The sequence below is a fragment of the Mucilaginibacter sp. genome, from assembly GCF_039921305.1.
Lineage (GTDB): Bacteria > Bacteroidota > Bacteroidia > Sphingobacteriales > Sphingobacteriaceae > Mucilaginibacter.
Genome location: NZ_JBDSCA010000039.1, coordinates 43,424 through 64,079 on the forward strand (window position 1 = coordinate 43,424; position 20,656 = coordinate 64,079).

Annotated in this window: 10 protein-coding genes; 8 read left to right on the plus strand and 2 right to left on the minus strand. The window is 38.9% G+C overall.

Annotated features, from left to right (window positions below):
* Window positions 1–6 precede the first annotated feature (6 nt).
* A complete protein-coding gene (gene rpmA / locus ABIN91_RS10720) occupies window positions 7–435 on the plus strand; it encodes a 50S ribosomal protein L27 (protein ID WP_348051093.1) in 429 nt (142 codons plus the stop codon).
* A gap of 83 nt (window positions 436–518) precedes the next feature.
* Here the strand turns inward: rpmA and ABIN91_RS10725 are convergent, their stop codons facing one another.
* Window positions 519–926 carry an energy transducer TonB gene (locus tag ABIN91_RS10725; RefSeq protein WP_348051094.1) on the minus strand — a complete coding sequence of 136 codons (408 nt, stop codon included), beginning with the start codon at window positions 924–926 and terminating at the stop codon, window positions 519–521.
* Between the two features lie 22 nt (window positions 927–948).
* Window positions 949–2,139, minus strand: a complete 1,191-nt coding sequence (locus ABIN91_RS10730; RefSeq protein ID WP_348051095.1) for a TonB family protein — start codon at window positions 2,137–2,139, stop codon at window positions 949–951.
* A 286-nt stretch (window positions 2,140–2,425) separates the two neighbouring features.
* Between ABIN91_RS10730 and ABIN91_RS10735 the strand changes: the two genes are divergently transcribed.
* The 7 genes from ABIN91_RS10735 (at window position 2,426) to ABIN91_RS10765 (ending at window position 20,656) form a co-directional block, all read left to right on the plus strand.
* Window positions 2,426–5,074, plus strand: coding sequence for a PAS domain S-box protein (locus ABIN91_RS10735; RefSeq protein ID WP_348051096.1), 2,649 nt, complete (start codon window positions 2,426–2,428; stop codon window positions 5,072–5,074).
* A 23-nt stretch (window positions 5,075–5,097) separates the two neighbouring features.
* Window positions 5,098–5,460: a response regulator gene (locus ABIN91_RS10740; protein WP_348051097.1), complete on the plus strand. Its 363-nt coding sequence runs from the start codon at window positions 5,098–5,100 to the stop codon at window positions 5,458–5,460.
* A 24-nt stretch (window positions 5,461–5,484) separates the two neighbouring features.
* Window positions 5,485–8,253: a sugar-binding domain-containing protein gene (locus ABIN91_RS10745; protein ID WP_348051098.1), complete on the plus strand. Its 2,769-nt coding sequence runs from the start codon at window positions 5,485–5,487 to the stop codon at window positions 8,251–8,253.
* A gap of 490 nt (window positions 8,254–8,743) precedes the next feature.
* A complete protein-coding gene (locus tag ABIN91_RS10750) occupies window positions 8,744–13,174 on the plus strand; it encodes a two-component regulator propeller domain-containing protein (protein ID WP_348051099.1) in 4,431 nt (1,476 codons plus the stop codon).
* Between the two features lie 369 nt (window positions 13,175–13,543).
* Window positions 13,544–15,772: a fasciclin domain-containing protein gene (locus tag ABIN91_RS10755; protein ID WP_348051100.1), complete on the plus strand. Its 2,229-nt coding sequence runs from the start codon at window positions 13,544–13,546 to the stop codon at window positions 15,770–15,772.
* A gap of 26 nt (window positions 15,773–15,798) precedes the next feature.
* Complete coding sequence (locus tag ABIN91_RS10760) at window positions 15,799–19,077, plus strand: SusC/RagA family TonB-linked outer membrane protein (RefSeq protein ID WP_348051101.1); 3,279 nt, start codon at window positions 15,799–15,801, stop codon at window positions 19,075–19,077.
* Between the two features lie 16 nt (window positions 19,078–19,093).
* Window positions 19,094–20,656 (plus strand): RagB/SusD family nutrient uptake outer membrane protein, encoded by a 1,563-nt coding sequence (locus ABIN91_RS10765; RefSeq protein ID WP_348051102.1) that lies wholly within the window; start codon window positions 19,094–19,096, stop codon window positions 20,654–20,656.

Consider the following 20,656-nt stretch of genomic DNA (forward strand, 5'->3'; position numbering starts at 1 on the left):
TAAAAAATGGCACACAAAAAAGGAGCCGGTAGTTCCAGAAACGGTCGCGAAAGTCATAGCAAGCGTTTAGGTATTAAAATTTTTGGCGGTCAGCCAGCAATTGCCGGTAATATAATCGTTCGTCAGCGTGGTACTAAACACAACCCTGATAAAAACGTTGGTTTAGGTAAAGATCACACATTATTTGCTTTAATTGATGGTGAGGTAGTTTTCAAAAAGAAAGCTGATAACCGTTCATATGTTTCAGTTATTCCTTTCCAGGTTGCTGCGGTAGCTGAGGATGCTGCACCTGCACCAGTTGCAAAAAAGGAAACTAAGAAAGTAGAAGCTGCCCCGGTTGCAGAAGTTGCTGAAGAAGCGCCGGTAGCTAAAGCTCCAAAAGCACCTAAAGCTCCAAAAGCAAAACCTGCTGCTGATACAGAAGAAGAAGCTTAATTAGCAAAATTTATAATAGAAAAGCCCTGTTCATTATTTGAACAGGGCTTTTTTTATGAGGTTAACCGGGTTATTGCGGTTATTTAAGTGTTGCTTAATTGAATTTTGAAGGTGTATCGTACCTTGATGGGCGAGCCGTGCTGCATACCGGGTTTCCATTTGGGAGATGCGTTGATAACACGGAGCACTTCGCGGTCTACAATGTCTGATACGCCGCTTGTAATTTGGGCTTCTGTGATACTACCATCGGTTTCTATAGCCATACTTACTGTTACCGTGCCCTGCATATCGGTTACTTTGGCATCCTTTTCGTAGGCTATATTTTTGGATATGTACTTATAAAACGCCTTTGTTCCGCCCGGAAAGCTGGGTTCTACATCAATGGCTTTTGCGTTTACTTTTGAAGAGCTTACTTTGGTAACTGTCACTTTTTGAGCTTTTAAAGCAAATGGGAGCAGTAATGCGAGTAATATGAATGCGTGTTTAATCATGGTTATATAACGTACAAAAGGTCTAATTAGTTTGTTTTCCGGTTAGGCTAAATTTAATGGGAATAATGAATGATACCGGTACCAATATTCCATTTTGTTGGCCTGGTTTCCATTTTGGTGATGCGAGCATTACCCGGATAGCTTCCTGGCTCAGATCTTCGGATGGGGAGCTTACTACTTCTACATCGTCAACCGTGCCATCTTCTTCAACAACAAATGATAATACAACACGGCCTTCAATCCCGGCTTTTTTTGCTTTATCAGGATAGGCGATATTCTCTCCAAGATATTGAGCTAAGGCTTTATCGCCACCAATAAACGAGGCAGTATTAGCGTTGGGGTTAAACAGATCTTGCTTAATTACCACCCGTTTTCGTTTTTTAACAGGTGCTGGTTGGCTGGCTATTATGGGTTGTTTAATAACAGCGGGTATTGATTTTTTAGCAATTGGTTTTTCAACCTTTTTGGCTATTATGGGAGGAGCTTTTTTAATAACTGGTGGTTCAACTTTCTTAGCAATAACCGGAGTGGGCTTTTTAACAATAGGTTGAACAATCTTTTTAGTTATAACGGGAGGCGTTTTTTTAATTACTGGCGGTTCCACTTTTTTAACAATAACAGGTGCTGGTTTTTTAACAACAGGCGGAATAACCTTTTTTGCTATAATAGGAGCTGGTTTTTTACGCACCGGGGGGAGAGGTTTTTTAACAGGAGGTATCTCTGGTTTCTTTACAGCAACAACCGGAGCTTTTTTAACAGATGGTGTTGTTGCTGGTTTTATAACCGATGGCTTAGCCATAGCGTAAATTGGTTTAGAGATATTGGCAACGGCAGTCTTTATCACCTTTGTTTGTTCAACAGCTTTTTTAGTACCAGTAATAGCGATATCTATATTCAGCACCATATCCATACTTACTTTTTGCCCGTTTAAGGAGGCTGATTCCCATTTTGGAGATGCATTTATCACTTTTACAACTTCGGGATCTATTTTGGGTGATAGGCTCTTTAATATCTTAACCTGTACTATGTCGCCATCGGGTCCAATACTCATCAACAGAATTATCTGTCCTTTAATGCTATTCTCGAAAGTATGATTGGTTTTTAGATTATTGGAAATGTAAGTTTTGAAATCGCCCTGCGGAAACCTTGCCAATACATCAACATGTTTATATGGTATCTTGTTGATTTTGCTTGTTACGGTATCCGACTGCATTTTTAGCAACAACGGAAAAAACAATAAAGGCAATAGGAGCAGATGTTTTATCACAAATACTAAGATATTAGTTATATGCCAAATTAAAGTAATTATTACGCTAAGCACTTAAAATATTACATTAACGGTTTAATTTGACATTATTATCTACCCTAAACTCAATATTGATTTTACATCGAAATAATTTATAATTTAGGATCACATTTACTTATTTTGAAAAAACATTAAGTACTGGAATACTGGTTACATAACTAAATCGTAAATACTAAAGCAACTATACATCTAAATGAATCACAGTATTTTTGAGGTTCCACATGGAGGATACCGGGATGTTTTTTATAACAACCCTTCGGCTCAACTGATTATGAGTACAGATGCTCCTTTTTATACCATTTTAGATGTCAACCAAGCCTATCTGGAATCAACGAATAGTGCGCGCGAAACTATTGTAGGAAAATCGGTATTCGCGGCTTTTCCGGCAAATCCTACTGATAATGTGTCTCAAAATATAGAGCGTACCATTTTTAGTTTTGAAGAAGCCATCAGTACTAAAAAAACGCATACCATGAGTAATTACCGGTATGATATCCCAATACCAGGAACTGATGAATTTGAAGAACGTTATTGGACAACAAGTAATACCCCGGTTTTAGATGAGCATGGCGAAGTCATGTATTTTATCCATTCGCCAAATAACGTAACCGAAAACTATAAACTGGCACAGCGCGAAAAAGCGGGAGTGGTAGCATTGAGCAATCAACGTCAGCAATTATACTCGGTGTTTATGCAGGCACCTGTTGGTATAGTTATACTCAAAGGCACTGATTTTTTTGTAGAACTTGTGAACGATAATTACCTGGAATTGGTTGGTAAAAAACGGGAGGAGTTTGAAAACAGGTCCTTATGGGAAGGTATGCCTGAAGTTGAAAGTCAGGTTTTTAACAACCTGCTGCAAGGGGTATTGAAAACGGGTATAGCCTATCATGGTAGTGAGGCCGAGGTTAACATCGTTCGTAATGGAGTATTGGAAACCTTATATTTTAACTTTGTATACGAGCCTCTTATTGAGCTTGATAACAGGGTATCGGGTATTATCGTAGTTGCAATTGATGTAACCGATATGGTGAAATCTAAAGATCAGTTAAAGGAGGCTGAGGAGCGCGCCCGCCTTGCGGTTGATGCTGTAGGGTTGGGTACATTTGATCTGGATCTGGTTGGTGGCGAGATGATCACTACACCACAGTTTGATAAGATATTTGGCTTTGATAAACATGTGCCACGCGCTGAGTTTGTTAATGCAATGCACCCAGATGATCATGAGATACGGATAAAAGCGCATCAGGACGCTATTAAAAATGGGTGGATATTTTATGAAGTAAGAGTAATCTGGAAGGATGGCTCTGTTCATTGGATACGTGTTGAGGGTAAGGTGTTTTATGATGACAATGGGAAAGAGTTACGCATATTAGGCACCCTGCTTGATATAACAGAACAAAGAAATTTTAGAGAAGAGCAGCGCAAACTTACCACACTGGTTGATAACAGTGTTGATTTGATGAGCATATTAAATCTCAATGGTACAAATTCATACATCAACAAAGCCGGTATGGCCTTGTTGGGTTTTGAAAACGAGGAACATGTTTTAGAAACACCTATAGCCAAGCTGCACACACCCGAAGACCTGGCTTTTGTTGAAGCAGAAGTTTTACCCCAGGTAATGCAGAAAGGCCGCTGGGCAGGGACCATGTATGTGAAACACTTACAAACTGAAGAAATATTCCCTGTATACAATAACTGTATCCGTATTGATGATCCGGTTTCGGGTAATCCTATTGCTGTAGGCGCAGTAATGCGTGACCTAAGGCCTGAGCTTGCAGCCAAGCAAGCGCTTGCCGATAGCGAACAATTGCTGCGTAACATTACCACTGCGGCACCAACGGCGTTATGGATGTCTGACGAGAGCGGAGATATTACTTATGTAAATCAAACCTGGATAGATTGGTCGGGGGTAGATTTTACCAGCAGTTTGGGTGAGCAGTGGATGAAAGCAATTTATGCAGATGACAGACAACGTATTGGAGATAAGTTTATGATTGATCTGGCAAATCGTGCATTCTATGAGGCTGAATTCAGGTTAAATCATTCCGATGGTACAATACACTGGTGCGTAATTACCGGTAAACCTCAATATAATAATGCGGGGGATTTTACAGGTTACATAGGTTCGTGTTCTGATATTACAGAGCAAAAGCATCTGCAACAACAAAAAGATGATTTTATAGGTGTTGCCAGTCATGAGTTAAAAACTCCTGTAACCAGCATTAAGGCGTATACCCAGGTTCTCGAAAAAATGCTAAAAAACCAAGGTGCCGAACGAGAGGCAGGTATGATAGCCAAAATGGATTCGCAAATAAACAGGCTTACCAGCCTAATTGGCGATTTGTTAGATGTGACGAAGATCAATTCGGGCAAGTTGCAGTTTAATGACAGGGAATTTGATTTCAATCAGCTAATAAAGGAATTGATTGATGATCTGCAACATACTGCCGGCAAGCATGTCATAATACAAGAGTTAGAACATGCCGGAATGGTATATGCCGACAGGGAACGTATAAGCCAGGTGATAACAAACCTGATCACCAATGCAATCAAATATTCGCCAGAGTCGGATAGCATCATCGTACGAACATCAATGCAGAATAAAGAAGTCAGCCTTTGCGTTCAGGATTTTGGAATAGGTATAACCAAACAACAACAAGAGAAAGTGTTTGAACAATTCTATCGCGTAAGCGGAGATCTGCAGCATACCTTTCCGGGATTGGGATTAGGATTATACATCTCGTCAGAAATTATTAAACGAGAAGGCGGACGTATTTGGGTAAGCAGTAAAGTAGGCGAAGGTTCAACCTTTTGTTTTGCATTACCTATTAAATAAAATGGAAGTATTTATTAGCTAAGATGCCTGAAAGCAAAAAGATAATGATAGCTGATGATGACCCGGGGATAGTTGATGCTATTGACATAATGCTGAGTTATGAAGGATATGATATTGTTAGCACCTTAACCGGCGATACCGTTTTAAATATGGATAGTGATTATCCTGATCTGATTTTGCTGGATGTGTGGATGCCTGGTCACGATGGTAGGGATATTTGTAAGGTGCTTAAGCAAAAACAAGAAACCAAGCATATCCCGGTTATTATGATATCTGCCAGTCCCGAATTAAAACGTTCGGCTACGGAAGCCGGTGCTAATGATTTTTTAGAGAAACCATTTGATATAGAAATACTGCTTAGGAAAATTACACATTTGATAAAATAACCCACTGTTAAAATGATTTAATTTATGAGGCATATTTCCCATTTCCTTTTTATCGCTATTGTTTTTATTTCGTTAGGGGCAATGGCTCAAAATGGAAAAATCAAGCAGGTTAAGCTGGTTAATTTTGATCTGCAATCGTCTGAGGTCGTTACCAATTCAGGGGCAGAGTTATCTACAGGGGCGTACCATTCCGATAGTAAATGGTACGCGGTTAAAGTACCTTCAACAGTATTAACTGGTTTGGTTGCCAATGGTGTATATCCAAGTCCTTACCAGGGGTTAAATAATATGATCATTCCGGATGCATCGGATGAATTTAACAAGCAATACAAATTAGGTCAGTACAGTTATTTACCAAATAAAGCTAACCCCTGGAAAAAACCTTATTGGTACCGCACTACTTTTAAAGTTGATGCTGCTGATAAAGGACGTGTTTTTCAATTGATATTTAAAGGGATTAATTACCGTGCGGCGGTGTGGTTAAATGGGCATCAAATAGCCGATTCAACCCAAATGGCAGGTATGTTTGCCGAACATAATTTGCAGGTAAGCCCATACATTAAAGCAGGGGAAGAAAACGTATTGGCAGTTAAAATATATCCGCTCGATTACCCCGGTTTACCGGCCAAAGAGCAATTGCAGGCGCTTGGCCCATTTTACGAGAACGGTGGCCCTACTGGTGATATTGGAAAGAATGTAACTATGCTGTGCTCTGTTGGTTGGGATTGGATGCCACCCGTGCGCGATAGAAATATGGGAATATGGCAGCCGGTTTACTTGCGCACAACAGGTGCAGTGACAATCGGAAGGCCACAGATTAAAACCTATTTACCCAATACCAACGTGGCCAAACTGTCGTTGGGTTTGTTTCTTTCCAATCATACCAAAACTTTGGATTATGGTTCAATAAAATTTACCATTAAGCCCGAAAACTTTAAGGGCGCGCAGCCTATTGAATTCTCTAAAAAGATAACTGTACCTGCCGATTCTACTATCAACGTATTTATGGATGCTGATAATGTGAAGCAATTGCTTGTGCAAAATCCACATTTATGGTGGCCAAATAATTATGGTAAGCCTGATCTGTATCGCATACGTATACAATATACCAATGCCAGCGGTATAGCCGATGATACGTCTTTTGTATTTGGTATTCGTACCGTAGGCAGTAGTACTGTTATGATGAATAATTCCATCCGTAGGGATTTTTATGTGAATGGTAGAAAAGTAAACCTTGTAGGCGGTGCCTGGGTGCCGGATATGATGGTAAACCGCGATTCAACCCGTTATGATGCCGAGCTACACCTTTGCCGGAACGCCAACGTGAATTTAGTAAGAATATGGGGTGGGGGAGTTACACCGCCAGATGCCTTTTTTGATGCTGCGGATAAGTATGGCTTAATGGTATGGTCGGATTTTTGGGTAACCGGCGATACACAAGGTGAATTTAAAGGATCGCCGGATTGGCCACTCGAAAGCAAAGTATTCACCAACAATGTGATTAGTACGATATATCGCATACGCAACCACCCAAGCTTGCTGGTTTGGACGGGTGGTAACGAAGGACATGCACGTAAAGAACTTTATGATGTAATGCGCAATAGCATTATTGATCTGGATGGAACACGGCCGTTTATCTCAAGTTCATCAGGCTTTGCTAAGCTCCCTGTCGGATTCAAAGGTTCATGGCCTGATGATAAGCCATCTGGCGTTTACAGTGGCGGGCCTTATGAGTGGAAAGATCCGAAAGAGTATTATAGATTAGCTGATAAAGATGGGGGATGGGTATTTAAAGATGAAACAGGCTTGCCATCACAACCACCATATTCGTCGTTAAGAAAAATTATTCCCGATCTAACCTGGAATCAAAAACTCCCTTATCCTCTAAACGATAGCTGGGGATATCACGATGCTGCAACTGGTGCGGGCAAGTACGATCAGTATTACAAACAAATGGTTGACAGATATGATAAGCCAAATGATCTTAAAGATTTTTCAACCAAAATGCAATTGATGAACGCTGTAGGCTACCAGGGGATATTTGAAGCTGCCGGACATAAGCTGAATGAAACAGGTGGTGTGATGCTCTGGAAGCTAAATGCAGCTTTGCCAAGTGTTATATGGCAGGTTTATGATTGGTACCTGCAACCCAACGCTGGCTATTACTTTATGCAAAATGCTTGTGAGCCTATACACATCCAGTTCAATCAAAATGATTCTACGATAGCTGTTATTAACAGAACGTATTATGGTACTGGTAATTTAACCGCTTATGCTGATGTTTATGATGTGAAGAGTAAACTATTGGAACACAGGGCAGAGAAATTTGAAATGAGCTACACAGGGGTAAAAGGTTTGTTTTCGTTAGCTTATGTATTTCCCAGAACAAGCGGAACTGCCTTTATTATGTTAAGCATTAAAGATGCAACAGGGAAGTTGATATCGCAAAATACCTACTGGCTTGCACCCGATAATAAGTATTTAGATATAGATGCTATGCCACGCACCAAATTGCAGTTTAAGGTTTTTCCAGCTATTGCCGTTGCAACCGAAAAAAAGTGGAATATAGCTATTACCAATCCGTCAAACCAGATTGCTTTTTTTGTTAATTCGCAATTAATGAGTGATAAGGAAGAGGTGTGCCCGGCCTTTTGGTCGACTAATTACTTTTCACTTGCACCGCACCAATCCCTAACTGTTTCTGTAAGTGCACCGCTGGCTAAACTTAAGAACCATAAAACTTCGATAGTTTTTAGCGGATGGAATGTTGATGAAGCAGTAATAGCTCAATAATTTATATTTTTAATCTGTTCATATACTGTTTGTTATATAAAATCATATAAGTACTTTAATTTTTTTCGTAATAGTTGAAACTTATACTTGCTGTTAGTCGTAAAACATTAACAACACCTAATATATACTACTATGTTTCAAATTATTGCTGTATTTTCCCTTGTATTCATTGTGTTTATCTTCACAAGTTTTGTAAACCAAGAGCAAGAAGATGAATGGTTATAAATTATATTGACCAAAGAAATTTCCCTTTCTGTATAAATTTTTCTGTCTGGATATTCAATGCGTTGGGCAATCGCAGGTAAATATTCATTTTGCTTTATACATCATTCCTTCGTTTCGTTATTGATACAAAAATGTAACCGATAACAATTATCATTTTAATACACGATATTTATTATTAAACCCCGATATTGCACAACGCAAAGCGGTTGTTTAATAATGCCGTTTATGCTTATGTAAACCTTTTTAATGTGTATTTTTTGAACTAATGATGAGTTGTAATTTGCTCAAGCGGCTTGCCCTGATCTTTACAATCGGTGTTTTTGCATCCGAATCATTTGCACAGTTAAAATCAAACTTAAAACATTACTCTACCGAAGACGGCTTATCGCATGATCGTGTTTTATGCATGACCAAGGATAGCGAAGGTTTTATGTGGTTTGGTACCTGGGATGGTATTAACAGGTTTGATGGTCACAATTTCATTGCCTATAAAGGTCGGCCTGGTGATAATTCAAGCTTAAAAAACAACAAAATACGAAACATTATAGAAGACAAGCTTGGGTATCTGTGGGTGAAAACTTATGATAACGAAGTTTATCGCTTTGATAAAAGAACCGAGAAGTTTTTAGATATTCCGGATGCCGTTGCTCCTAACCGGTTTGGTAAAGTAATTATAGATAAAATAGTACCGGTATCTAATGGTGATACCTGGTTGGTTACTACCAAACAAGGTCTGTTGTGTTCATTTGGTGATAAAACCCTAGCTAACCCACGGGTTGAGCAGTTTGCCAAGGATGGAATAGGAGACTATAAAATTAGTGGTAATATTATTAATTTTTTGTTTGAAGATAATGCCAACAGATTATGGATAGGTACCACAACCGGTTTGTTTTGCATGGTTAAAACTGGTGGTAACTATCATAAGATACAACTGAATAAGAGCGAGTTTTTTGGCACCCAATATAATTTTACCTGTATTGCAGAGTATGAGGGGGATATTTATATGGGCACATCGCGCGGTGACCTTATAGTTTATCATACAAGTACAGGAGTTATAACAACAAAGGCAATAACTAATGGTGCCGCTATTAATGCGCTGTATTTTTCTAAAAGCAAGGTGCTGTACGCCTCAACTTCGGGTAAAGGTTTAGCGGTTATCAATCCTGATAGTTTTAATATTACCTATACAGGGATACACCCAAGAGATACCTATTATTCTTTATTTGAAGATAAAGCCGGGTTGCTATGGATTGAACCCGAAAAGAAAGGTGTAATTAAATACGATCCTAAAAAGAACTCATTTAAACAGTATAGTCAAAAGGTAGATTCAAATATTACCGGGCCACATACCAATTATAGTGTTTTTAATGGTGCTAACGGAATTGTTTGGGTTAGTATGCGTGGTGGTGGGTTTGGATACTATGATGCTGCAAAAGATGATATGGCTTATTTTTATGATGAGCCGGGCAATACCACTCAGTTGTTTTCGAATATTATAACGGCCATTTATACAGATGCTACCGGTGTACTTTGGTTAAGTGGTTACGAGGGGGGAATTTATCGGGCTATATTTCAACCCGACAATTTTACTCACCAGTTATTGGTTAAAAATCCGAGGAATAAAACAGAAAATGAAGTACGCGCAATTTATGAAGACAACGCAGGCAAATTATGGATAGGTACCAAAGCCGGCCGTTTGTACGTATATAAAAATGGTAAAGAATTAACTGATGTATTTACTAATATCCCTCCTGGCGGTTTAGGAAGCGTTTATACCATTTCGCAAGGCAAAAGCGGTACACTTTGGATAGGTACTAAAGGCAGTGGCTTGTTTAAGGCTGAACCACTACCAACAAACAGCGAAAAATACAAACTAACCCATTACGATACTAACCCACGCGATATTAATAGCTTAAGTAATAGACGTATATATTCAGTTTTAGAAGATAGCCATGCCAGGGTATGGGTTGGTACTTTTGGTGGTGGAATAAATTTGATGGTTAAAGGTATTGGTGATAATGCTACCTTTAAAAATAGTAATAATTCATTTAAAAATTATCCTATTGCCGAGTGTAATGTAGTTAGGCATTTGCAAGAAGATGCGAGCGGCAATATATGGGTAGCTACTACTAATGGATTGGTGATTTTTAACCCCAATTTTGATACACCCGAAACCTATCATTTTTACCGCTACCGTAAAGTTCCGGGCGATGCTACAAGTTTGGGTAATAACGATGTGCAATTTATTTATAAAGACAAAAACCGGAAAATGTGGGTTGGCACCTTTGGTGGTGGGTTGCAGCAATTAATATCAAAAACCAATTTAAAGTATAAATTTAAGTTTAAATACTTTACAACCGAAAATGGTTTACCCAATGATATCATCCTCAGTATTGTAGGTGATAACAAAGGAAGCTTATGGTTAACTACAGAAAATGGATTGTCAAAATACGATCCAAAAGCTGGCGTATTTCAAAATTATGATTATTCTGACGGCTTGCCCAATACTAAGTTCTCGGAAGCGGCTAGTATCAAATCGCGGTCCGGAAGGATAATATTGGGATGCTTGAATGGTTATGTTTCGTTTGATCCCGCTAAGGTTTATAATGCTAAATATAAAGCTAATATTGCTTTAATAAATATCCAGATCTATAATAAAACCGTTGTTCCGGGAGCGGATGGTTCACCTTTAAAGTATCCTGTAGATCAAACCGAACATATCACATTAAACTATGATCAGAATTTAATAGGCATAGATTACACGGTACTTGATTATCGCGAAAGCCATAAAATTTTATATGCCTACAAACTGGATAATCTGGATAAGGATTGGAACTATGTTCGCAATCAACGTCAGGCTACTTATACTAACCTTTCGCCAGGCAAATATGTGTTCAGGGTAAAGAGTGTGAGTTCTGACTTATTTAAAAACGTACCCGAAAAAACTATTACAATTACCATTTTACCGCCGCCATGGCTTACCTGGTGGGCCTATGTTGGGTACCTTATATTGGCCATAGCTTTGCTGGAGGTCACCAGGCGCATTATATTTACCATGATACGTTTACGCAACAGGGTTGTTGTTGAGCAAAAGCTGACTGAGCTTAAATTGCAATTTTTTACCAATATATCGCATGAGCTGAAAACTCCGCTTACACTGATTGTTAGTCCGTTGGAAGAAATTACCCGCGCCGAAAATTTATCGCCCAAGGGCCGCGAATATATTAATGTGGTCAACAAAAATGCCAACAGGATGATTCGCTTTATTAATCAACTGCTGGATTTTAGAAAGGCGCAAAGCGGTAAAATGCGGTTAAAGGTATCGGAAGTAGAGATTGTGGCTTTGGTGAAACAAATAAGCCAGTATTTTACAGAGATAGCGCACGAGAAAAATATTGATCTGATAGTACAATCAAACGTTGATGAATTGTATGCCTGGATAGATGAAGAAAAGCTGGATATTGTAATTTATAACCTACTTTCAAACGCATTCAAATTTACTCCAGCTAACAAAAAAATAGTAGTAGAAATAGATCACGCGGGTGATGAAGTTTTCTGTATCAATGTTATAGATCAGGGCGCCGGCATTCCGAAAGATAAGTTAACTGAGATTTTTGAACTTTATTATGAAGGTGATAAAACTGAAGGGAATAATTTAAAAGGTACTGGCATTGGGTTGGCTCTGTCTAAAGAGCTGATCATTAATCACGATGGTAAAATCAAAGTAAGTAATAACATTGATGGTGGCGCAACTTTTAGTTTGGAACTTAAAATAGGAAAAGAGCACTTCAATAGCAAAGAAGTTGATTTTGTGAACGCATCACATGTGCCGGAGTTTATACAATCTTTTTATGTTGATAAGCCGGAAACCGAAATTGGTATTGTAGAACATATTGAAAGCAATGGCCATACGGTGCTGATAGTTGAAGACAATACAGACCTCCGCAGGTTTTTGTGCAACCAGTTATCAACTTTATACAAAATAATTGAAGCAGCAGATGGGGTAGAGGGGCTAAGGGTTGCAAATGAAAGTTTGCCTGATTTGATCATAAGCGATGTGATGATGCCTAACATGGATGGTATACAAATGCTGGATAAATTAAAAAACAACATTGTAACCAGCCATATACCGGTAATACTGCTTACAGCAAAATCATCCATAGATAACCAGATTGAAGGATTAAAATACGGTGCTGATTTTTATATCACCAAGCCATTCCATACTGATTTTATTTTGGCTTGTGTGGAAAGCTTGATCAAGCAGCGTAAGCAATTGTTCGAATCGATATTAGGTAACAGGAGCATTCTGCAACTATCGCCAGGCGAAATTTTCATCACATCAAAAGATGAGCAGTTGCTTAAAGAGACAATAAAGATAGTGGAAGAGGGCATGTCTGATCCTGAATTTAATATTGATAGCGTAGCAGTAGCTGTTGGTTTGGGCCGCACTACATTTTATAAAAAGCTAAAAAGCTTAACCGGCCTTGCCCCGGTTGAATTTGTGCGCGACATCAGACTGCAACGTGGTGAGCAATTATTGATTGCCGCAGAATACAATATATCCGAGATAGCTTATAAAATTGGCTTTAGCAGTTCAGGATATTTTAGTACCTGTTTTAAAGAAAAATATAACCTCACACCTTCTCAATATCTCAAAAAAGAGAAGGATGTAAATTTGCAAGGCGGTTTACAATAATTAGCTACTCCTTTTACCAAAGATTTGATTTTGGCATGTAAACGAGGCTTTTTACCAAATTTTAAAAACCTTTTGCCAAAATTTAAACACTAAAAAGTGTATTTCAGGGTAGATTTGCTCAACAATTATAAACAGGTCTGTCGTTGAGCCTTGCATATTAAAATCTGACTAAACAAACTCACATAAACACGATGTGATTTTTTATGTTTTTTTTGAAGGCTTACTGATCTTACCTCTAACCAATTTTTATTATAAGCAAAACCTTTAACAGTTTAAAAACTGTTAAACATTATTTAGCTGTAAGCTATTTGAACCTATTTTATTATATAATATATGATTAAATTTTTACAACGTTCGTTTCTTTTTTTAATGCTTGTACTTGTTTTTGCAGGTTGTAAAAAGAAATTTGATGAGTATTACGCAGTTCCCAGCGGTTTAGGAGATCCTATTTATCAAACATTAAAAGCTAAAGGTAACTTTACACATTACCTGAACTTGGTTGACAGAGCCGGATACAAAGATATCTTGAGCACAACTGGATGGTTTACTGTATTTGCACCAAATGATGATGCCTTTAACAAATACTTTACCGATAAAGGGATATCAAGTGATGCCGCGATAAGTGATACACTTGCCCGGGGAATAGTTAAATATTCACTTGTATACAATGGTTATCGTAAAGACCAGTTAAGCATATATCAAATTTCGGGGACAGATGGTGGTATACCTAACATGGGTTATAAACGTAAAACCACATATTATGATGGAGTGCAGCAAAAGGGAGATGCAAAGCACTCTAAAATAATCAACACCAATCGTAACAACACAACATCTACCGATGGAAAATCAACCGTGCTTCAATATAAAGACGGTGATAACAATAATAAGTATATACCATATTTTACCGATGTTTTTTTAGCAGCTAATAGCATTAGTAGTACAGATTATCAAGCTTTTTATCCTGGTTCTACCTTTACCGGTTTTAATGTTTGCGGCGCGAGTGTTGTAAATAAAGATATCATAGCATCAAATGGAATCATTCACGAGATCAATAGAGTGATATCACCGTTGCCAAGCTTTGATCAATACATCGCAACGAATCCCAACTACAGCGATTTTAGAAAATTAATGGATTCGATAGCTTTTTATGGAGCCAGCGTAACGTTAACGCATGCCAATTATGTAGCAACCGGCTCAACAGATTCGGTGTACATTAAATCATATGATGGCAGACTTGCATTTAGTTTGAATAACGAAAACTATACCGCTGCTTTAACAGCTTCACAAGCGGCTGGTTATACTATGGTTGTACCTACCAATACAGCTTTGAATGCCTACCGTGCCAGAATATTATCAAAATTTGGCAATTCGTTTTTTAAAGGAGCCCCTGCCAGTGTAATAGCCGACTTTATTAACTCACTAATGTGGCCATCAAATGTGTGGCCAAGCCAGTTTGCCCTTACAACAAATTACCAACTTGAGGGTGCTACAATGGGAACGTTGGATATAGTTGATAAACAAATATTAAGCAATGGTACTTTTTATGGTACTTCAAAATCGCAACAAGCAAACGTATTTAGAACAGTATTTGGTGTACAATACCTTGATCCTAAAACCAGTATAACTTTACAAGCCTATAATTTTGCCAGTACAGGTATAAAATCTCAGCTTATTCAACCAATTGTTAAAAATACCATATTCCTGATGAATGATGATGTACTTACAGCTAACGGCTGGAGGTATAACGAGGGAAGTGCAAGCTCTACAACTACTGCGTGGGGTTACAGATCTTCGTCATCAGGTAGTTATTCACACAGCGCTGTTTATCGCGATGTTATTTTCCGCCAGTTTGCAACAGGGGTTATCCCCGGCATAGATGCCTCAAGCTTAAGCGGATCGGGTATATTGGAATCCCTTAACCACGAGTTTATCAAATATAATAATGGTAAGGTGCAAACCAGCGGCACACTTGATGCTGGTGTTGATTTAAATGTAATAAAAACAGACGCCACATCTGTAAATGGTACAGCATATTATGTTGATGGTATGTTGTCGTTCACTAACAACAATGTTGGGTACCATATTCAAAAGCTGGCGGCTAAATATCCGGCGAGTTATTCGTCATTCTACTATTATCTATCAACAGCACCATCAACTTTGTATAACCAAACCACACAGGCTATTGCCGGGGTTAATACCGGGGTTGATGTTAGCTATACCATATTAGTACCAAACAACATTGCCATTTCAAAAGCAATTAAAGCAGGATTATTACCTGGGAATAAAACAACCGGTGCATTGCCAACAGCTGCACCGTCTTCAGCAGCGGATATTGACCTGGTTCGTAAGTTTATTTTGTATCACATAGTAAATGGTGCTTCGTTGCCTGTAGATCAGCGTACGCGCGGCGATAATTATACAACTATGCTGCAAAACGAAAGCGGTGCTTCCACATTCTTGTTAATTACCAATCAGCCTGGTGTGATGACCGTTACTGACAGACAGGGTGGGGTGGCTAACGTATTTAATGACGCCACAAGCAATCAAATATCAAACCGAGCCATCATCCAGTCTATGGATAATTACTTAAGCTATTAATTAAGCCTATTCCGAATAATATATATATGAAAACACTTTTACTAAAAAGTTTTTATTTATTGATGATTGGAACTTTAATTGGTTTACAACCAGTTAAAGCCCAAACTCAAAGCCAGGCACAGCAAACTACAACAATACGTGGCCGGGTTATAGATAAAAAAGACAAACAATCCATCATAGGCGCATCAGTTGTTGAGCTTGATAATAATAACCGTACCGTAACGGGTGTATCAACAGATATTGATGGTAATTTTGCCATTAAGGTTTCAAAAATCACCAACCAGATATCGGTTTCATTTATAGGCTACAAAACTTTTTTAACCAAGGCTGTTGGCGAACGTAGGATTATCAATGTGCAGTTAGAAGCCAACGCTAACCAAATGACGGAGGTAGCTATAACTGGCAACAGAACTGTGAGCAATGGTACCGGCTTAAATATCGATGCACGCAACTCTACCATGGCATCGTCAACCATTAATGCTAAAGATCTTGAAGAACTTGCCGTAACATCTATTGACCAGGCTTTAGCCGGGCGTTTACCAGGTGTTGACTTTGGTGCTACATCGGGCGATCCGGGTGCTGGTATGTCAATCCGAATCAGGGGTACGGCATCAATAACAGGCAGTGCCGAGCCATTGATTGTTTTGGATGGATTACCTTATGAAACCACTATTCCGCCCGATTTTAATTTTGGTACCGCCGATGATGTGGGTTATGCGCAATTGCTAAATATTTCACCCTCGGATATTAAAGATATTACGGTATTAAAAGATGCCGCTTCAACAGCGGTATGGGGTTCCAAGGCCGCTAATGGCGTATTGTTGATCAACACCAAGCGTGGTATAACTGGTAGCCCTATCATAAACTATAATTTGAAGGCTTCCATGTCTGTTCAGCCTAAAGGGATTCCGATGTTGGATGGAAATAGCTATGCTACATTGATACCGGAAGAATTTATGAATGCGACAGGTGCTCCTTTAGATTTTTTGGGTAACGCCGGTCAAAACAAAGCATTTCAGTACGACCCGTCAGACGCATTTTATTATTACAACTATGGCCAAAACACAAATTGGTTAGAGCTCATCACCCGCAAGGGCTTTACTCAAGATCATAACATATCAATGAGCGGTGGTGGCGAAAAAGCAAAATACTATGCATCCTTCGGCTACCTTAATCAAACCGGTACAACCTTGGGTACCGATCTTACACGTATCACAACAAAAATAAATCTGGATTATACGGTATCAAGCCGCTTGCGTTTTCGTACAGACTTAACCTATACGCATGTTAACAATACATTGAATTATGATAAATCGTTGAGGACTGTTGCTTATAATAAAATGCCTAATATGTCGCCTTACTTATATGATGAGTATGGAAACAAAACATCGGCATATTTTTCACCAACATCAAACATACAGGGTAGCTATCCGGATACCTACAATCCGTTAGCATTAGCCAACACAGGTTTAAGTCACTTATCCGGTGAACGTATTACCCCCAGGTTCAACATTCAGTATGATATTTTACCATCCTTATTAGTTTCAACTGTAGATTTGCAATTTGACATCAATAACCTTAAATCAAAAACATTTTTACCTCAAATAGCAACCGGGAAAATAAGTACAGATAACTCGGTTAACCTGGCCAGTGATAATGATGGGGATTCGTACAATGTACAATCTAAGGTAAATTTTATATACACCCCGCAATTAGGAGAGAAACATTCGTTACAGGCATTACTCTCGTTACAAACCGAAGATTCAAACTCAGCATCGTATAATGCTACAACCGGCAGAACAGCCTCTGCGTTTTTGCAAGATCCATCAAGCCCGGGCATTAATAGTTTAGGCTTAAGCTCAAGCCAGGGCGAAAGCCGCAATTTTGGGGCTGTGATACAAGGACAGTATGTTTTACTTGACCGTTATATTTTGAGTTTAAACGCCCGTTTAGATGGTAATTCTAAATTTGGACCGAATAACCGTTATGGATTGTTTCCGGGCATTGCCGGAAGGTGGCGTATATCAGGTGAGCCCTTTTTAAAGAAACTGACTTTTTTGAATGAGTTAAGCTTAAGATTAAGCTATGGTGAAGCAGGGCAAGCTCCGGATGGCAGCTATTATGGTACTTATACGCCTTTGGGCTGGTCATATAATGGCAGGGCATCTGTAGTGCCCGATAAGGTTGAGTTGAGTAACTTAAAATGGCAAACAGTAATAGGGAAAAACGTAGGATTTAATTTAGGCATATTCAATTCGCGTATTAAAGCCGATGTAGAGTTTTATCAAAACACAACTAAAGATCTGTTTTTCAAAGATTTGAGTGTTGCAAATATTTCTGGCTATAACACTATCGGATTAAACATTGGTACACTACAAAATAGCGGATGGGAGCTGGGTCTTAATACCATACCTATCAAAACTAAAAACTGGATTGTGGGCTTTGATTTTAATATCGCACAAAACGGTAATAAGTTAACTTCGGTATCTGATTTTTATCCGCGCGAAAGTTCTTTGGGTGTGCCCGGACTAGGCAAATTTAAATCGTTTTTATTGGTAGGTAACCCGTTTGGCTCTTTCTATGGATTTAAATATAAAGGAGTTTACAAAGATAAAGATGCCACCATTGCACTTGACGACGCTGGTAAACAAATATCCGATGCCAATGGCAACAAGGTATATATGCGATATAATTATCCCGCAATAAACTACACTTTTCAGCCGGGTGATGCGGTGTATGAAGACATAAACAAAGATGGTAATATTGATTATCGCGATCTGGTTTATCTGGGTAATGGCGTACCTAAGTTTACAGGTGGTTTTGGTCCGAACATTACCTTCATGGGGGCACTTAAAATCTCCGCGTTTTTCAGTTACCGTTGGGGATACCAGGTTATTAATAATGTTAAAATTACCACTACTAATATGTATGGGGTTAACAACCAAAGCACCGCAGTATTGAGGCGCTGGAGAAACCCGGGTGATGTTACTGATATACCCCGTGCTTTACTTGGTGTAGGTTACAATTGGTTAGGTTCTGACCGTTATGTAGAAGAAGGTTCTTTTGTGAAATTAAGCGCTGTTACTGTGCGGTATAATTTCCCGAAATCGTTTCTACAAAAGCTAAAAATGAATAGCCTGAGTATGTATTTAACCGGCCAAAACCTGTTAACGCTTACAAACTATACCGGCCAAAATCCGGATGTATCAACCCAGGGAGATAATACACCTTTTAGTTTCCCTACTGATGGCGGCTTAACGCCACCGTCAATAACTTACACATTTGGTTTAACCGTAGGATTTTAATAAGATGAATAGTAAGATGATCAATAATATAAGATATAGGGCCTTGTTGCTGGTTACCTTGTTGTTGGCCGGGGCATCGTCTTCGTGCAACAAATGGTTAGACCTGAAACCACAGGATGGCCTGGTGAAACAGGACTACTGGAAAACCAAAGAACAATTGGATGCCGCGGTATCAGGCTGTTATGCTTCAATGCTTGACGGGGCTTCATTACCCTTAACCAAATACATGTTTATATGGGGCGAGTTAAGAGGGGATATGACTGTATCTGCCAACGATGCAGCCGCAGGATCTACAACAACCACCCTTAGTACTTTAACCCGCGATGAACTGGATATGCAGCATACCGATTTGGTTTCTACCAACACGCTTACCAACTGGGATGCTTTTTATGAAATCATTAACTTGTGTAATAATGTAATTAAATATGGCCCAGGCGTTAAGGGTAATGATAACACATTAACCCAGGCTGCATTAAATGCTTACATAGGCGAGGCGCGCGGAATAAGGGGATTAATGTATTTTTACTTATACAGAACATTTGGAGAAGTACCATTGAAACTGGAGCCAACATCCAGCGACAGCGATATCAAACCATTGGCTAAAAGCACTAAAGAACAAGTATATGCTCAAATCATATCTGATTTAAAGTATGCCGCTGATAACACTGTAATTTCTTATGGTAATATAGCAGATGACAAAGGCAGAATAAACCAATATACAGCCTACACTATACTTGCTGATGCATACTTATGGAACGAAGATTACCAAAACTGTATTGATGCTTGCAACAAGGTGATTAACTCGGGCAATTACCAGATTTTCCCGGCCTTAACCGGGCAGTTTACCTGGTATAACAGTGTTTATATTACTGGTAACTCTGTTGAAAGTATATTTGAGCTACAATTTTACGCGCAAAAGCTCAATCCGTTTTATGATATGTTTGTTGGCAACAAAAGCCCTAAAGAGTTTAAAGCGGCCGATTATGTTGTTAACGGAGATTTATTTGGAACTGATCTATTGGATGCTTTTAACCACGATATCAGAGGATCAAATACATCCATGTCTGAAGGTACGGGCGCCATCCTTAAGTTTAACTTAGCCTCTACGGCAAGCACAACTTATCAGCATTGGTTTTTATACCGTTACTCTGATGTGTTACTGATGAAAGCTGAGGCACTAACCTGGTTATCACCAGGCAATGTGACTAATTCAACGGCCGCGATCAATATTGTTAACCAGATTAGAACTGCACGACATGCGCTTGCTGTTGTTGGTAACACCTCTATCAATGTGCCCGATCCAACAATTACACTTGATGTATCAAATTACATATTTAACGAACGCGCCCGTGAGTTTGCTTTTGAAGGGAAAAGATGGTTTGATATTCTTCGTAATGCCAAACGAAACAACTACGCCAATATTAATATTCTGTTAAATATTGTTTCGGCAAGCGCGCAGCCTGATAAGCAACAGTCGGTAATTAATAAATATAAAGATATACGCAGTCATTACTTACCTATATATACCAAAGAAATACAAAACAATAGCCTATTAGTTCAAAACTCATTTTATCAATAA